At 58.6% G+C, this 15,808-nt stretch carries 15 protein-coding genes and 1 pseudogene; 9 read left to right on the forward strand and 7 right to left on the reverse strand.

The window, feature by feature from the left end; genetic code table 11:
* A pseudogene (locus tag ASF29_RS05555) lies at positions 1 to 210 on the forward strand (IS110 family transposase); the annotation flags it as partial.
* A gap of 283 nt (positions 211 to 493) precedes the next feature.
* On the opposite strand, the gene ASF29_RS05560 reads toward ASF29_RS05555, so the two are convergent.
* Positions 494 to 1,171, reverse strand: coding sequence for an alpha/beta hydrolase (locus tag ASF29_RS05560; protein ID WP_062449413.1), 678 nt, complete (start codon positions 1,169 to 1,171; stop codon positions 494 to 496).
* A 213-nt stretch (positions 1,172 to 1,384) separates the two neighbouring features.
* Between ASF29_RS05560 and ASF29_RS05565 the strand changes: the two genes are divergently transcribed.
* The 8 genes from ASF29_RS05565 to sufA all read left to right on the forward strand — a co-directional run bounded on the left by ASF29_RS05565 (position 1,385) and on the right by sufA (position 8,590).
* Positions 1,385 to 2,554, forward strand: coding sequence for a cysteine desulfurase family protein (locus ASF29_RS05565; RefSeq protein WP_062449922.1), 1,170 nt, complete (start codon positions 1,385 to 1,387; stop codon positions 2,552 to 2,554).
* Between the two features lie 179 nt (positions 2,555 to 2,733).
* Positions 2,734 to 4,203, forward strand: a complete 1,470-nt coding sequence (gene sufB / locus ASF29_RS05570; RefSeq protein WP_062449416.1) for a Fe-S cluster assembly protein SufB — start codon at positions 2,734 to 2,736, stop codon at positions 4,201 to 4,203.
* On the forward strand, positions 4,203 to 4,424 hold the full coding sequence (locus tag ASF29_RS05575; protein WP_062449418.1) for a hypothetical protein: 222 nt from the start codon (positions 4,203 to 4,205) through the stop codon (positions 4,422 to 4,424). Before sufB ends, ASF29_RS05575 begins: the two co-directional genes overlap by 1 nt.
* Before the next feature lie 11 nt (positions 4,425 to 4,435).
* Complete coding sequence (gene sufC, locus ASF29_RS05580) at positions 4,436 to 5,191, forward strand: Fe-S cluster assembly ATPase SufC (RefSeq protein ID WP_062449420.1); 756 nt, start codon at positions 4,436 to 4,438, stop codon at positions 5,189 to 5,191.
* Between the two features lie 21 nt (positions 5,192 to 5,212).
* Positions 5,213 to 6,484, forward strand: coding sequence for a Fe-S cluster assembly protein SufD (sufD, locus tag ASF29_RS05585; protein ID WP_062449422.1), 1,272 nt, complete (start codon positions 5,213 to 5,215; stop codon positions 6,482 to 6,484).
* A complete protein-coding gene (locus ASF29_RS05590) occupies positions 6,477 to 7,727 on the forward strand; it encodes a cysteine desulfurase (RefSeq protein ID WP_062449425.1) in 1,251 nt (416 codons plus the stop codon). The genes sufD and ASF29_RS05590 overlap by 8 nt, the downstream gene beginning before the upstream one ends.
* 12 nt (positions 7,728 to 7,739) lie before the next feature.
* The gene (locus tag ASF29_RS05595; protein WP_062449426.1) at positions 7,740 to 8,123 is read left to right on the forward strand and encodes an SUF system Fe-S cluster assembly protein; all 384 of its coding nucleotides are present in this window, start codon (positions 7,740 to 7,742) and stop codon (positions 8,121 to 8,123) included.
* Positions 8,124 to 8,200: 77 nt separating this feature from the next.
* Positions 8,201 to 8,590, forward strand: a complete 390-nt coding sequence (gene sufA / locus ASF29_RS05600; protein ID WP_062449428.1) for a Fe-S cluster assembly scaffold SufA — start codon at positions 8,201 to 8,203, stop codon at positions 8,588 to 8,590.
* 134 nt (positions 8,591 to 8,724) lie between these two features.
* On the opposite strand, the gene ASF29_RS05605 is transcribed toward sufA, so the two are convergent.
* The 6 genes from ASF29_RS05605 to ASF29_RS05630 all read right to left on the reverse strand — a co-directional run bounded on the left by ASF29_RS05605 (position 8,725) and on the right by ASF29_RS05630 (position 15,694).
* Positions 8,725 to 9,642, reverse strand: coding sequence for an MYG1 family protein (locus ASF29_RS05605; RefSeq protein WP_062449430.1), 918 nt, complete (start codon positions 9,640 to 9,642; stop codon positions 8,725 to 8,727).
* Between the two features lie 81 nt (positions 9,643 to 9,723).
* Complete coding sequence (greA, locus tag ASF29_RS05610) at positions 9,724 to 10,206, reverse strand: transcription elongation factor GreA (RefSeq protein ID WP_062449432.1); 483 nt, start codon at positions 10,204 to 10,206, stop codon at positions 9,724 to 9,726.
* A gap of 65 nt (positions 10,207 to 10,271) precedes the next feature.
* On the reverse strand, positions 10,272 to 11,480 hold the full coding sequence (locus ASF29_RS05615; protein ID WP_062449434.1) for an ABC transporter permease: 1,209 nt from the start codon (positions 11,478 to 11,480) through the stop codon (positions 10,272 to 10,274).
* Positions 11,470 to 12,189: an ABC transporter ATP-binding protein gene (locus ASF29_RS05620; protein ID WP_062449923.1), complete on the reverse strand. Its 720-nt coding sequence runs from the start codon at positions 12,187 to 12,189 to the stop codon at positions 11,470 to 11,472. The genes ASF29_RS05615 and ASF29_RS05620 overlap by 11 nt, the downstream gene beginning before the upstream one ends.
* A 7-nt stretch (positions 12,190 to 12,196) precedes the next feature.
* On the reverse strand, positions 12,197 to 13,492 hold the full coding sequence (locus ASF29_RS05625) for an efflux RND transporter periplasmic adaptor subunit (RefSeq protein WP_062449436.1): 1,296 nt from the start codon (positions 13,490 to 13,492) through the stop codon (positions 12,197 to 12,199).
* 258 nt (positions 13,493 to 13,750) lie between these two features.
* Complete coding sequence (locus tag ASF29_RS05630) at positions 13,751 to 15,694, reverse strand: methyl-accepting chemotaxis protein (RefSeq protein WP_062449924.1); 1,944 nt, start codon at positions 15,692 to 15,694, stop codon at positions 13,751 to 13,753.
* Positions 15,695 to 15,808 lie beyond the last annotated feature (114 nt).

Consider the following 15,808-nt stretch of genomic DNA (forward strand, 5'->3'; position numbering starts at 1 on the left):
CCAAGGTGCGGGCCGTGCTACAAGGTGCGGGCCGTGCTGTTCATGGCAGCACTGGTCGCATCTCGCCACAACCCGTTGCTGAAGGAATTCCGCGATCGTCTCGTGGCGTCCGGCAAGCCCAGGATCGTCGCCATCGTGGCCACCATGCGCAAGCTGCTGACCATCCTCAACGCCATCATCCGGGAGAATAAACCATGGCAAAACGCTTGACTGCCAAGACAGTCGCTCTGCCCTGCCGGGCATCTCCCCCACAGGTGGGGAGATCGACTCGCGGCACCCTCTTGCCCATATAGACCGCTGGGGCGAACGTTGCAGGGGGACGGTGAGCGTGCCCCCAGCCAATCTCCCCACCTGTGGGGGAGATGCCCGGCAGGGCAGAGGGGGGCTAGCCGCACCCGCTGTCACAAAATGGTGGATGGAAATAGTTTTCTGCAATCAAGCCCTTGATCGCCCCGCACCCCGCACCAAGCGCGGGGGGTAACGGCATCAGATGTCACCGAATTCGCTTCGCAGCAGGCTCAGGCACCAATTCACCATTCAAACGGCGGTCCAGATAATCCTCGCATTCGCCCATCAGCGTATCCACCTGTCCGTTGAAGAAGTGGTTGGCACCGGGGACGGTGCGGTGGGTGATGAGGATGCCTTTTTGGGTCTTCAGCTTTTCCACCAGACCGTTGACGTCCTTCTCAGGCGCGACCTTGTCGGCATCGCCATTGATGATGAGGCCGGAGGACGGGCATGGTGCCAAGAACGAGAAGTCGTAGGTGTTGGGCTGTGGTGCAATCGACATGAAGCCTTCGATTTCCGGGCGGCGCATCAGAAGCTGCATGCCGATCCAGGCGCCGAAGGAATAACCTGCGACCCAACAGCTCTTCGAATCCGGGTGCAGGCTCTGCACCCAGTCCAGCGCAGATGCCGCGTCCGAGAGTTCGCCAGCGCCATGATCGAATTCACCCTGGCTGCGGCCGATGGAGCGGAAGTTGAACCGCAAAGTGGTGAAGCCACGCTTCTGGAAGAGGTAGAAAAGCTGGTAGACGATCTGGTTGTTCATCGTGCCGCCGAACTGCGGGTGCGGATGCAGAATGATCGCAATCGGCGCGCTTTTTTCCTTGGATGGCTGGTAACGGCCTTCGAGGCGACCCGCAGGGCCGTTGAAAATGACTTCGGGCATTGGTACTCCGGTCGTGTTTTTCTGTTTCTGAGCCTTTTCCATGCGCAAGAAGACTTGACGCGGAAGGTCAGCTTTTCTAAAACCCAGTTTAGAACTATTCGAAACTTCGTGTGCTGTCTGCACTGTTGGACGTGTCATAAGGCAAGCACGACGGAAATTTCAAGGAAAATGCGCTTTGGCGCATCAATCATAGGTAAACAGAGCCGATATCCCATGGGCAGCATGATGCGCACATATCTCGACTGGAACGCGACGGCACCTTTGCTGCCCGCTGTTCGGGATGCGCTCGTCTTTGCGCTCGATTTGCCGGGAAACCCGTCTTCGGTTCATAAGGAGGGTCGTACCGTTCGCGCGGCAATCGAATCCGCGCGCTGCGATGTGGCCGCGCTGGTCGGTGCGCAGGCGTCGCATGTCATTTTTACCAGCGGTGCGACGGAAGCAGCTAATCTGGTTCTGTCTCCTGCGTTCAAGATGGGACGCTCGGCCCTTTCCATCGGTCATCTCTATGTCTCGGCCATCGAACATCCGGCCATTCGCGAGGGCGGTCGGTTCGACAAGGCCGACGTCAGCGAAATTGCAGTGACGGCTGACGGCGTTGTTGATCTTGCCGCGCTCGAGGCTGCGCTGGCATCGCATGATGCCGCCAAGGGTCTTCCGATGGTCGCGCTGATGCTGGTCAACAACGAGACCGGCATTGTTCAGCCGGTGGCGGAAGCGGCGCGTCTGGTTCACGGCTTTGGCGGTCTGCTGGTTGTCGATGCCGTTCAGGCGGTTGGTCGCATCTCTGTTGATATCGAGACCCTCGGGGCGGATTTCCTTGTTATCTCCTCCCACAAGATCGGCGGTCCCAAGGGTATGGGCGCGCTGATTTCCCGCGGGGAAGTGATGATGCCGAAGCCTTTGATCCATGGCGGTGGCCAGGAAAAGGGGCATCGCTCCGGCACGGAAAATACCTCTGCTATTATCGGGTTTGGAACGGCTGCCGTCGAGGCGCTGAAAAATCTAGATGCGGAAGCTGCGCGCCTGGATGGTCTGCGTGCCACGCTGGAAGATGCAATGCGCGCTGCGGCACCTGATGTTATCATCCATGGTGCCAAGGCTGCGCGGGTCTGCAACACGACCTTTTTCACTCTGCCGGGTCTGAAATCTGAGACAGGGCAGATTGCTTTCGATATCGAAGGCGTTGCGCTTTCGGCGGGGGCTGCCTGCTCTTCCGGCAAGGTGGGCGAGAGCCATGTGCTGAGCGCGATGGGGCACGATCCGAAGCTGGGTGCACTGCGCATTTCGCTGGGCGCGACAACGAATGAGGCCGATATCGACAAGGCCATCGCGGCTTTTACCAAGATTGCCGGGCGGCGAAAGTTGGCCGTACAGGCGGCGTAGAGCCAAAAACAATTGCGGAAAGTCAAATTTCCGCTTGCCGGAGAGTGTGAAAAGCGCCATCCGGTCCCTAAATAAGGCGTAACGAAAAAGTTGCGCTCGACACGAATGAAGGCGGGTCTTCCGTCTTGATACGTTGACAAGCCACCGGACCTTGGATCCGGCGAGATTGGAGAACAACTATGGCAGCGGTTCAGGAAACGATCGATCAGGTCCGCCAGATCGATGTGGACCAGTACAAATACGGTTTTGAAACCGAGATCGAAGTGGACAAGGCACCGAAGGGCCTGTCCGAAGAGGTGATCCGTTTCATTTCCGCCAAGAAGGAAGAGCCGGAATGGATGCTGGCGTGGCGTCTTGAGGCCTACCAGCGCTGGCTGACGATGGAAGAGCCCACATGGGCGCGCGTCAACTATCCCAAGATCGATTTCAACGATCTCTATTATTACGCGGCACCGAAGAGCACGCCCGGCCCGAAATCGCTTGAGGATGTCGATCCTGAGCTGTTGAAGGTTTACGAGAAGCTCGGCATTCCGCTGAAGGAACAGGAAATTCTGGCTGGCGTCGAGAACCGCCGCGTGGCCGTGGATGCCGTGTTCGACTCGGTTTCGGTCGTTACCACCTTCAAGAAAGAGCTGATGAAGGCCGGCGTGATTTTCATGTCGATCTCGGAAGCCATTCGCGAATATCCTGAGCTGGTGAAGAAATATATCGGCTCGGTCGTTCCGACGACGGACAATTATTACGCGACGCTGAACTCTGCGGTCTTCACCGACGGTTCCTTTGTGTTCGTGCCGAAGGGCGTTCGTTGCCCGATGGAACTGTCCACCTATTTCCGCATCAACGAGAAGAATACCGGCCAGTTCGAGCGCACGCTGATCATCGCGGAAGAGGGCGCTTATGTGTCCTATCTCGAAGGTTGTACGGCGCCGCAGCGCGACGAAAACCAGCTTCATGCTGCCGTGGTCGAGCTTGTGGCTCTTGACGATGCCGAAATCAAATATTCTACCGTCCAGAACTGGTATCCTGGTGATAAGGACGGCAAGGGCGGGATCTACAACTTCGTAACCAAGCGCGGCGATTGCCGTGGCCACCGCTCCAAGATTTCGTGGACGCAGGTGGAAACTGGCTCTGCGATTACATGGAAGTACCCATCCTGCATTCTGCGCGGTGACGACAGCCGTGGCGAGTTCTACTCGATTGCCGTATCCAACGGTCATCAGCAGATCGACAGCGGCACCAAGATGATCCACCTCGGCAAGAACACGTCGAGCCGCATCATCGCCAAGGGCATCGCTGCCGGCTTCTCGGAAAACGTCTATCGCGGCCAGGTTTCTGCCCACCGCAAGGCGACCAACACGCGCAACTTCACGCAGTGCGACAGCCTTCTGATCGGCGACAAGTGTGGTGCGCACACCGTGCCTTACATCGAAGCCAAGAACTCGTCCTGCCAGTTCGAGCATGAAGCAACGACGTCGAAGATTTCCGAGGACCAGCTGTTCTACTGCCTGCAACGCGGCATTCCAGAGGAGTCAGCCATCGCGCTGATCGTCAATGGCTTCGTGAAGGACGTGATCCAGCAGTTGCCGATGGAATTTGCGGTTGAAGCGCAGAAGCTGATCGGGATTTCGCTGGAAGGTTCTGTTGGCTGATGAGCGAACGTCAGCCGTCAGGCAGTGCACGCTTGTTGGTGTTGTGCATTTTCGTTCTGATGGTTGGAGTGTTCGTTGGAATAGGTGGGCTTATGGCGGGCTGGGTGTTCGCCAAGCCGATTTTAATAGCGAGTGCACTTGGTATGATGGCCGTTTTCTGGCTCGCCGATGCATTCAAATCATTTGACCGTTTCTCTTTTCGAAAGAGAAAACAAGATTGAGAGATCACAACATGCTTGAAATCATCGACCTGCACGCAAAGATCGCCGATACCGAAACCGAGATCATCAAGGGCTTGAACCTGAAGGTTGCGGCTGGGGAAGTGGCGGCTATCATGGGGCCGAATGGCTCTGGCAAGTCCACGCTGTCCTACATTCTCTCGGGCCGTGAAGACTACGAAGTCACCTCCGGTGACATTCTTTATAACGGCGAAAGCATTCTGGAACTGGACGCTGCCGAGCGTGCGGCCAAGGGCATTTTCCTGGCTTTCCAGTACCCCGTCGAAATTCCCGGCGTTGCCACCATGCAGTTCCTGAAGGTTGCGATGAACGAGCAGCGCAAGGCACGCGGCGAGGCTGAACTGACGACGCCTGATTTCATCAAGAAGGTCAAGGAAGCCGCTGGCGATCTGAAGATCGACATGGATATGCTGAAGCGTCCGCTCAATGTCGGTTTTTCCGGTGGTGAAAAGAAGCGCGCTGAAATTCTGCAGATGGCGCTGTTGGAGCCAAAGCTTTGCGTGCTTGACGAGACCGACTCTGGCCTCGACATTGATGCGCTGAAGATCGTTGCCGATGGCGTCAATGCGCTGAAGTCCCCGGACCGCGCCACCATCGTCATCACCCACTACCAGCGCCTGCTGGATTACATCGTGCCGGATAGCGTTCACGTTCTCTACAAGGGCAAGATCATCCGTTCCGGCGACAAGAGCCTCGCGCTCGATCTGGAATCCAACGGTTACGCCGACATCATCGGTGAAGCAGCCTGATTGGCTGGGAAAGGTGATGTGATGAACATGCAAACCACAAACCGGCAGACGCCAGCTGAATTGGCGCTGGTTGAAGCCTTTACCGCCAAGTTCAGCGAACTGCCGGGTGACGGCAATGTCGTTGCCGCGCGCGATGTGCTGTTCGACGATTTGAAGACCGCCGGTCTTCCGACACGTCGGATCGAGGCCTGGCACTATACCGACCTGAAGACGCTGCTACGCGGCTTGCCGGAAGATGCGCCTGCTCCTGTTATCGAAAAGCGTGCGGGCCTCGTGGCCGGTGCGCCTATCGCCTATGTCATGCATGGCAAGGCGGTCGATGCGCAGATCGAAGGCTTCCAAACCGAAAGCTACGCGGAAAGCCTTTCCGATGGCACGGCTGCCGCCGCTCTCGTTGCGGCCAGCAAGGATGATGCGATTGGCCGTATCAATGGCAGCTTCGTGCGTGATGGCGTTTCCGTCGTCGTTCCCGATGAAGCCGATCTCGAACAGCCGCTGGAACTTCAGGCCATTCACGGGGCAGGGCAGGTTCACACCCGCTTCCCGGTTCGCTTCGGCAAGGGCTCCAAGGCAACCGTCATCGAGCGTCACCTGTCGGTGACATCTGAAGCCGCTCTCGTTTCTTCGGTTAGCGAGATCAAGGTTCAGGACGGCGCGGAAGCGACCTACGTCATTCTCCAGCAACAGGGGGCAGCCGATACGCATCTTGGCCAGCTGCGGATCGTCATGGGTGCCGATGCCAAGCTGCGTCTGTTCGTGATCAACGCCGGTGGCAAGCTGGTGCGTCAGGAACTGCGCGTGGATGTTCAGGGTGAGAACTCCGATCTCTCCATCCGCGGCGTCAACCTGCTGGGCGGCGAAACCCATACGGACGTGACGATGGTTCTCGGCCACAATGTGCCGAATACCAGCTCCACGGAAGTGTTCCGCAACGTGGTGTTCGATCGCGCCAAGGGCATCTTCCAGGGCATGATCCGGGTTGCGCCCGATGCCCAGAAGACCGATGCCAAGATGGCCTGCAACACGCTGCTGATGTCTGACGATGGCGAGTTTTCGGCCAAGCCTGAGCTTGAAATCTTCGCGGATGACGTTCAGTGCGGCCATGGTGCGACCGTTGCCGATATCAGCGACAACCACCTCTATTACCTGATGGCGCGTGGCGTGCCACGGGCAAAGGCGCGGGCCATGCTGGTCAATGCTTTTGTCGATGAGATCATCGAAGAGCTGGAAGACGAACAACTGGTAGAAGCGCTGGAAGACATCATCGCCAGCTGGCTGGAACATCATGCCTGATCGCGAACGCGCCGCTGTGGCCGCCCCTTATGACGTCGAAGCCGTGCGGAAGGATTTTCCGATCCTTTCGCGCGAGGTCTATGGCAAGCCGCTGGTCTATCTGGACAACGGCGCGTCCGCGCAAAAGCCGCAGGTCGTCATCGATGCCATTTCGAATGCCTATTCAAATGAATATGCCAATGTCCATCGTGGCCTGCATTTTCTCTCCAATGCCGCAACCGATGCTTACGAAGCGTCGCGTGAAAAGGTGCGTCGGTTTCTGAATGCCGGTTCGGTGGATGAGATCGTCTTCACCAAATCCTCGACCGAGGCCATCAACACGGTGGCCTATGGTTATGGCATGCCGAATATCGGCGATGGCGATGAGATCGTCATCTCGATCATGGAGCACCATTCCAATATCGTTCCGTGGCATTTCATTCGCGAGCGGCAGGGTGCCAAGCTTGTCTGGGTGCCGGTGGATGATGATGGTGCTTTTCACATCGAGGACTTTGAAAAAAGCCTGACGGAAAAGACCAAGCTCGTCGCTATCACCCATATGTCCAACGCGCTCGGTACGGTCGTTCCGGTGAAGGAAATTTGCCGTATTGCCCATGAGCGCGGTATTCCGGTGCTGGTCGATGGCAGTCAGGGCGCGGTTCATATGCCGGTCGATGTGCGCGATATCGACTGCGACTGGTACGTGATGACAGGCCACAAGCTTTATGGTCCCTCCGGCATCGGCGTGCTCTATGGCAAGGCCGACCGCTTGAAAGAGATGCGTCCGTTCCAGGGTGGCGGCGAGATGATTCTCGACGTCTCCGAGGACGAAATCACCTATAACGAGCCACCGCACCGTTTCGAAGCAGGCACACCGCCCATCGTGCAGGCCATCGGTCTCGGTTATGCAGTGGATTATATGGATGGGATCGGCCGTGCGGCGATTGCGGCGCATGAGGCGGATCTGGCTGCCTATGCGGCAGAGCGTCTGCGCGACATCAATTCGTTGCGCATCATCGGCAATGCGCCGGGCAAGGGCGGAATTTTCTCGTTTGAGCTTGAGGGCATTCACGCGCATGATGTCTCGATGGTGATCGACAGACGCGGCGTTGCGGTGCGTGCTGGCACCCATTGCGCCATGCCGCTCTTGAAACGCTTCGGCGTCACCTCCACATGCCGTGCATCGTTCGGCCTCTACAATACGCGCGCGGAAGTGGACGCTCTGGCCGAAGCGCTCGATTACGCCCGCACATTTTTCGCCTGAAGGATCAGGACCATGACGACTGACATCACCGAGCAGACACCAGCCGTGACGGACGTTCCGGCAAAGGTTTCGACCATCGCGCCGGATGAACTGGCACGCATCAGCGACGATGTGATCGCCGCGCTGAAAACTGTCTACGACCCGGAAATTCCGGCTGACATCTTCGAACTCGGTCTGATCTACAAGATCGACGTCGAAGACGACCGCATGGTCAAGATCATGATGACCTTGACCGCGCCGGGTTGCCCTGTCGCGGGTGAAATGCCGGGCTGGGTGGAAAATGCCGTTGGCGCCGTCGAAGGCGTGTCGGGCGTCACCGTCGAGATGACCTTCGATCCGCCATGGACACCGGACCGCATGTCGGAAGAAGCGCAGGTTGCCGTCGGCTGGTATTGATACCAGTGCGCTGCGGGACTAGATTGATACCATGAAGCATCGGGCCTTGAACCCGATTGTCGAAGGAGAATGGGCCCATGGGCTTTGCAGTGATGACGATGACCGAGGCTGCGGCTTCCCGTGTCAAAGCAATCGTCGAGAATTCCGGCCCGGATGCCAAAGGCCTTCGCGTGGGCATCAAAAAAGGTGGCTGCGCTGGCATGGAATACACCATCGACATGGTGACCGAGCCAAATGCCAAGGATGATCTGATCGAGTTTCAGGATGCCAAGGTCTGGATCGAACCATCCGCCGTGCTTTACCTGCTCGGCACCCAGATGGATTTCGAAACCACCAAACTTCGCTCCGGTTTCACCTTCACCAATCCGAACCAGACATCGGCTTGTGGCTGTGGTGAGTCTGTCGAGTTGAAGCCTGCGGATTTGGCGGCGCTGGCGAAACAGCGCCAGGAAGCGGTCGGGGTTTAGGCCTCGTCTTCCGTCACCCCGGACTTGATCCGGGGTCCAGCAGACGCGCGTCTGCGCGTCGAAATGGCCCTTTCAGCCCAAGGACTTGGGCTGACTGGATACCGGCTCAAGGCCGGTATGACGGTGAGTAGGGATCAAACCGCTTCCCGCACTGCAATCTCAGCCATCGCCAACGCCGCTTCACGCGTTTTCGCCGCAGCGATAAATCGCCCGTTGTGACAGAAGGTTGCGCCTTCCACACCTGATGCCGTCTCCAGATCACCATTCGTCAAACCGGCCCATGCGGCTGGTAGATCGGCGCGCAGTTCAAAGCCTTCGTCGGCGCGGCGGATGCCGGTGACGCACCAGTCCTTGTCGCGGGGGTGCACCACGAAGAGCAGGTGGTCAGCGCCGGATTTGATGATGGCGGGGCGGAAGGGCATGCCGCGGGAGAGCTCCAGAACGCGGCTTTCACCTGCTGCCTCGATGGAATGAAGCACCTGCGTTTCGGCGCGCAATTTCGCAGCCTTTTTCTCGATGCTCGCTTCAACGAAGCTGCGGGCGATCGCAAGGGCTGCATTGAATGCTAGATCGTCGGCTTTTGGGTCGTCATTGTCGAAGGTGGGTTTCAGCGTTTCCAGCAGGGAGGGCAGGGTCAGGCCTGCAAGAAGCCCGGCGGTCGAGGGGCTGAGCGCGCCATTATCCGTCAGGTCTATGGGCAGGACAAAGCTCTTGTCGAAGGACTGATGGATGGCTTCGATGTGGTCTTCTGGAATTCCGTAAGCGGTAAGATAGGCGTGGCCATAATGCTTCCAGATCAGCCCGAAGGAGCTGTACGGCTGGCCGTCTTCGCGAAGCGGTGCCCCGCGCTGGTGATGGTCGAAAATGCTGATATCGGCATCATAGGCTCCGCCGACATCGTAGATGATCCGGCCTTGCGACGGCGTGATCCACTCCGGTGCACGGCTGCGGACGATTTTCGCCCGCGGGAAGAGCCGGGTGAGGACGACGCTGGACAGCAGTTCATCGGCATGGAAGCCACCGGAATGGGTGACGAGAAAATCCACTGACATGGGAGGACCGGCCTTATTGTTCGGAAAGAGCGTGTTTTATCGATCAGATACCGTGTGTCCGCCAGCGCCGCAACCCGCCAATCAGGCGATTGCGGTGATTTCCAGTTCCTGATCGCCGACTTGCACGAGGTCACCCACGGCCTTGCCCAAAAGCGCGCTGGCAACGGGCGACACATAGGAGATCGATCCCACCTTCGGATCGGCTTCGTCTTCTCCGACGATATGATAGGTCTGCACCCGCCCATCATCCCGGGTGAAGGTCACGGTGCTGCCGAAGGCAACGACATCGTTGCTTTCAGGTACTGGCATTGGTTGGGCCGTGTGCAGCCGCTCGGAGAAATAGCGCAGGTCGCGCATATGCGGTCCGGCAAGGCGTCTGCGTTCATTGATGTCTTCGATGGCGCTTGCCTCGTCGAACGCCTTGCGGGCTTCATCCACCTGCGCCGCCAGCGCCTTCAGCCCGGCTTCGGTCACGAGGTTGGGATGCTGCGAGGCGGGGCGATCCGGCAGCTGTGTTTCCGCTGCGGTTTCGGCACTCTCTTCTTTGACAAACGCGACGCTCACTTCAAAACTCCTCTTTCATACCTTCCTTATATGGAGAGGAGATGCAGCAATGGCAACCGGCTGCGTCATTCATGCCGTAACGCTTCGATGGGGCTGAGGTTGGCCGCGCGCCGCGCCGGGAAGTAGCCGAAGATAACGCCGATGGCCGCTGAAAATGCAAACGCAAGCGCGATGATGGACGGGCTGGTGACGAAGGGCACACCCAGAAAGCTGACGACGCTATAGGCAATCCCAAGGCCGAACAAAATGCCCGCCACGCCGCCAAAGGCAGACAGCATCACGGCCTCCACCAGAAACTGCGTCAGCACCTGCTTTTCCAGCGCGCCGATGGCAAGACGAATGCCGATTTCACGGGTACGTTCCGTGACAGACACCAGCATGATGTTCATTATGCCGATGCCGCCCACTAGCAGGCTCACGGCAGCGACGGCACCCAGAAGGCCTGTAAGCAGCGTCGTGGTGCCGGTCATGGCGGAGGCGATCTGCGCCATGTCGTTGACGGTGAAATCGTCATCGCGACCGAGAGCAATGCGGCGGCGTTCGCGCAGCAGGTTTTCGATATCGGACTGCACCTTTGCCGTTGATACGCCATCCTGCGCCGAGACCATGATGCTGGAAATAGTGGTGGTGCCGCCGATGCGCCGCTGGTGGATTTTCAGCGGCATGATGATCGTGTCATCCTGATCGTCACCCAGACCGGACTGACCCTTGCGGGCGAGCACGGCGATGACAGGGCAGGAGATGTTGCTGACGCGGATGGTCTGCCCAACGGGATTGGCCGCGCCGAACAGTTCCTGGCGCACCGTTTCGCCGATGATACAGCCGATCTGTCCGCCGCGATCTTCCGCTGGCAGGAATGAGCGACCCAACGCCAGCGTCCAGTCCTGTGTGACAAGGTAATCATTGGTGGTGCCGACGACGCTGGTGGAATGGTTCTTGCCACCATAAATCACGGTGGCGGCCGAGCTTCTGTTGACGGGCGCAACGGCTCTGATGCCGCCCAACTGGTCGCGCATGGCCTGCACGTCATGATCGTTGAAACGTTTGGCCTCGGTGCTTGCACGACCGGGGCCGAACTGGCCGGGGCGCACGAACAGCATGTTGGTGCCAAGGCGCGATAGCTCGGATTTGACCTGTGCCGTCGTGCCGTTACCGATGGTGACCATGGCGATAACGGCGGCTACGCCGATGACGACGCCCAGCACGGTCAGGAACGACCGCAGAATGTTGCGGCTGATGGCGCGAAGCGCCAGCCGCGCGGTTTCAAGAAACATCTGCGGCCTCCTGCCGTTCGGTGGCGCTATCGGATTCGAGATGTCCGTCCTTGAAGCGCAGCAGCCGGTTGGCGTAGGCCGCAATATCCTCCTCATGCGTAACCATGACGACGGTAATGCCCTTGTCGCGATTGAGCGAGGTGATCAGTTCCATGATCTCCGTGCTGGTTTTCGTATCGAGATTGCCGGTCGGTTCGTCCGCCAGAAGCAAAGCAGGGCGTGTGACGATGGCACGCGCAATGGCCACGCGCTGCTGCTGGCCGCCGGAAAGCTCCTGCGTGGTGTGATGCTCGCGCCCGGCCAATCCCACCTGCGCCAAGGCTTCCATGGCCTGCGGACGGCGCTCTGCCGCCTTCATGCCGCGATAGATCAGGGGCAGTTCGACATTTTCAACGGCGGATGTGCGCGGTAGGAGATTGAAGCCCTGAAACACGAAGCCCAGCATGTGCCTGCGCAGCAGCGTCAGTTGCTCGTTATCGAAACCGCTGGTGGGCACGCCCTGAAATAGATACTCGCCGCCGGTCGGCTTATCGAGGCAGCCTATGATGTTCATCGAGGTCGATTTACCGGAGCCAGACGGGCCCATGATGGCGACGAATTCACGCCGGTTAATTGACAGGCTGACGCTATCCAGCGCCCGTATCTTTGCTTCGCCCATGCCATATTGCTTGATGACATCTCGAAATTCGATGAGTGGCTCGGCTGTCATGGGCGCCTCAACCGCTGCGCTGTGTGGCATCGGTGATGACCTGATCGTCAGGCTTGATATCTCCCGATGTGATGGCCGTGAACTGGCCATCGGTGGAGCCGGTCTCGACCTGAACGGAAACCGGGTTGTTGTTGCGCAACACCCAGATGCTGCGCTTATTGGTCGCCGCTGCGTCATTGCCGCCGCGCTGCCGGCCCATGCGGGGCGGGCGAAACAGGCCCATCAACCCACCGCCACGCGATGCGGATTCGCGCGGTGGCGTATAGCGCAGCGCGGCATTGGGCACGAGAATCGCGTCCTTGACCTGCTCCACCACGATATTGGCCGTTGCCGTCATGCCGGGTCGCAACAACAGCTCGGCATTATCCACCGTCAGAATGCCCTTATAGGTCACGACGTTGGACACCGTCTCGGAGGCGAAGCGCACCGTTTCGATGGCCGCAGGAAAGCTGCGCTCGGGATAGGCATCCACATTGAAAGTCGCCGTCTGGCCGGTCTGCACCTTGCCCACATCGGCCTCATCGATGGCCACCTGAAGCTCCATGTGCCGAAGGTCACCGGCGATGGTGAAGAGAACAGGGGCATTCAGCGACGATGCCACGGTGGCACCGGGATCGACATCACGCGTCAGAACCACACCGTCAATGGGGGAGACAATCTTGGCCTTGCCCAGATTGACTTCTGCCAGACGAAGGTCGGCTTCTGATGACAGGACGGCTGCACTGTTGACCTCCAGCGTGGCGGCGGCGGCGTCATAATTGAACTGTGCCGCATCCAGATCCTGCTGGCTGGAGACGCGGTTTTGAACCAGCGATTTCAGCCGGTCCAGCGACGATTTGGCCGATCCGAGGTCAGCGCGGGCCTTCAGCACGCTGGATTTTGCGGAGGCGAGCTTGGCGCGCGCGCTTTGCACGTCGGCTTCCAGCTTGTTCGTGTCCAGTTCGGCCAGGATGTCACCGGCCTTCACCGCGCTGTTATAGGTGACGTTGACCTTGCGGATCGTGCCGGATAGCTCGCTGGAAATATCCACCTGATCAGTCGGCTGCACTGAGCCCGTCGACGTGACGATGACCGACAGCTCGCCTTTCTTGGCTTCCTGGGTGGTGTAGACATAGGCGACGCCTGCGGCATTCGACAGGTAATAATAGGTTGCCGCGCCGCCGATCAGCAGCAGCGCCACAAAGCCATAGGTGTAACGGCGAGATTTTTTGGTGCCGGAACGCGAGGATTTTAGAATGTCCCGCAAATCGGGTTGTGGTGCTGGCTGGTTGGTCTTCTGGCCGGCATCATCGGGCGTCGTCATGTCGTCTACCTGCAAGCTTGGCCGATTCCAAAGGCTCAGTCCGCATATCTGGCGGGCCTTGCGCTTACTATGAAGTCGGCGATGCGATTTTCGTTGCATCGGACGTCGCATAGCTTTGTGGCAGGGGGAAGTGAAATCTTGGTAATAATGACGGCAACCGGCGGTTTGTTAATGCCGGAACAAAAGCGGGCTTTCTTCGCGCCGCTGCGTGTAAAAGAAAAAGGCCGGACGATGGTATCGCCCGGCCTTTTTGGGGTCTTAGAACTCAGCCCATTCGGGCTCCTGCTTTACCGCAGCAGCACCGCCGCCAAAGGCATTGGCCAGCTTTCGGCCAAGGCTGCGGGCCGGTGAGGGTGCGGGTGCCGAAGACGCTACGGCTGCACGCGGCCTCGAAACGGCGACATCGGAACGACGGGAGGCGTCACCAAGACGGAACTGACCCAGCATTTCCGTCAGGCTCTTTGCCTCGCGGGCCAGCGCGTGGCTGGCGGCTGTCGATTCTTCCACCATCGCCGCGTTTTGCTGTGTGCCTTGATCCATGGTGTTGACGGCCGTGTTGATCTCCTGCAATCCCAGTGACTGTTCGCGGGACGCTTCTGCGATGGCATGAACGTGGCGATTGATCTCCTGCACCTCAGATGCGATCGTCTCGAGCGACTTGCCGGTTTCGCCCACGAGCGCCACACCGGTCCGAACCTGTTCGCCCGACGTATTGATCAGCGCCTTGATTTCCTTCGCCGCACTTGCAGATCTCGACGCCAGTTCGCGAACTTCCTGCGCCACAACGGCAAAACCCTTGCCGGCATCGCCTGCGCGCGCAGCTTCGACACCCGCATTCAGAGCCAGAAGATTGGTCTGGAAGGCGATGTCATCGATGACGCCGATGATATTGGCGATTTCCTTCGAGGAGTTCTCGATCTCGTGCATGGCCTGAATGGCGTTGCGCACGATCTTGCTGGAGTTTTCCGCACCGTCGCGGGTGCGAACGACCAGCTTGCTGGCCTCGTCGGCACGCTTTGCGGCATCCTTGACGGTGGTAGTGATTTCTTCCAGCGCCGCTGCCGTCTCCTCGACGGACGCAGCCTGCTGTTCGGTCCGCTTGGAAAGATTGTCGGCCGAACCGAGCAGTTCGTTGGCACCTGCGCTGATGGCATGGGCATTGCCGCCAACCGTGTTCATGGCTGCATTCAGTTTCTGAATGGAGCCGTTGAAATTGAGGCGCAGGCCATCCAGATGCTGGACGAACTCTTTTTCGATGCGGAAACTCAGATCACCATCTGCAAGGCGTCCAAGCGCGGTTTCCAGTTCCGTTACGGCTTGCTGAAGCTCCTGTGCTTCACGGGCCTTCAGCTGCTCACGCTCAATCCGCTCTGCTTCCGTTGCCGTGCGGGCGGCGTCCGCCTGCTGGCTGAGCTGCGTGCGCTCGATCGCATTGTCACGGAACACCGCGACGGCCTCAGCCATCTGGCCGATCTCGTCCTTGCGATGAATGCCGTCAATCTCGGCGGTGGTCTCGCCCTTTGCGAGATTCGTCATGCGGACGCGCAGACGCTCCATGGGGCCCGTGATGCCGACATTGGCAACATAAACGGCAAGCGAAAACGCCAGCGCGATGCCCAGAGTCAGGCCGATGATGGACCATTTCAGTGTGGAGTTTACGGACGCAGACATCTTGTCGCTACCCGATGTCAGTATTTCCATCATTACGGTGTTGTTGCCGCCTGTCTCCGACGAAAGCTGTTTCAGCAGCAGGTCGTTTTCTTTCATGATGGCAGGAATTTCGGTTTTGTTTCCGGCGGCTGCCATGGCAATCATCTTGTCGATGTTGCCCTTTACGGTCCCCTGTATCGACAGAATTTTCTGCATCGTTTCCTGACGGCTAGGAACAGTGACGCCGATGGATTTGAAGCGATCGGCAGCGACCTGCATATCCTTGTCGTATTTGTCCTTGACCTCTTTATAGATGGGCAGGGAAGGGTCCATGTCGAGAAGACGACCGGAAATGGCGACCGCAGTCCACACGCCTGCTGAGGCGCGTGCACCAAGAACGGCGGCCTGGCTCTCATTGATGATGAAACCGTGATAGACGTCGTTTGCCTGGTTGAAGCGGTGGGACATATAAGCGATGCCGGACAGCGAAATGACGCTCAGCAGTGCAAGCAAGGCGAAGATTTTGGTTCTGATTCCGAAGTTTTCAAGCACGAACGATCCCCCCACACCACGCACGGAGCCCTATCCGCAGCGAGGCGTTGACTATTAAATAATGGTTTTGAATAGAAATGCCCTGCAGGCGTCGACATATGCATCATGCTGACG

Origin of the sequence: Rhizobium sp. Leaf262 (assembly GCF_001422245.1) — a bacterium.
GTDB lineage: Bacteria > Pseudomonadota > Alphaproteobacteria > Rhizobiales > Rhizobiaceae > Agrobacterium.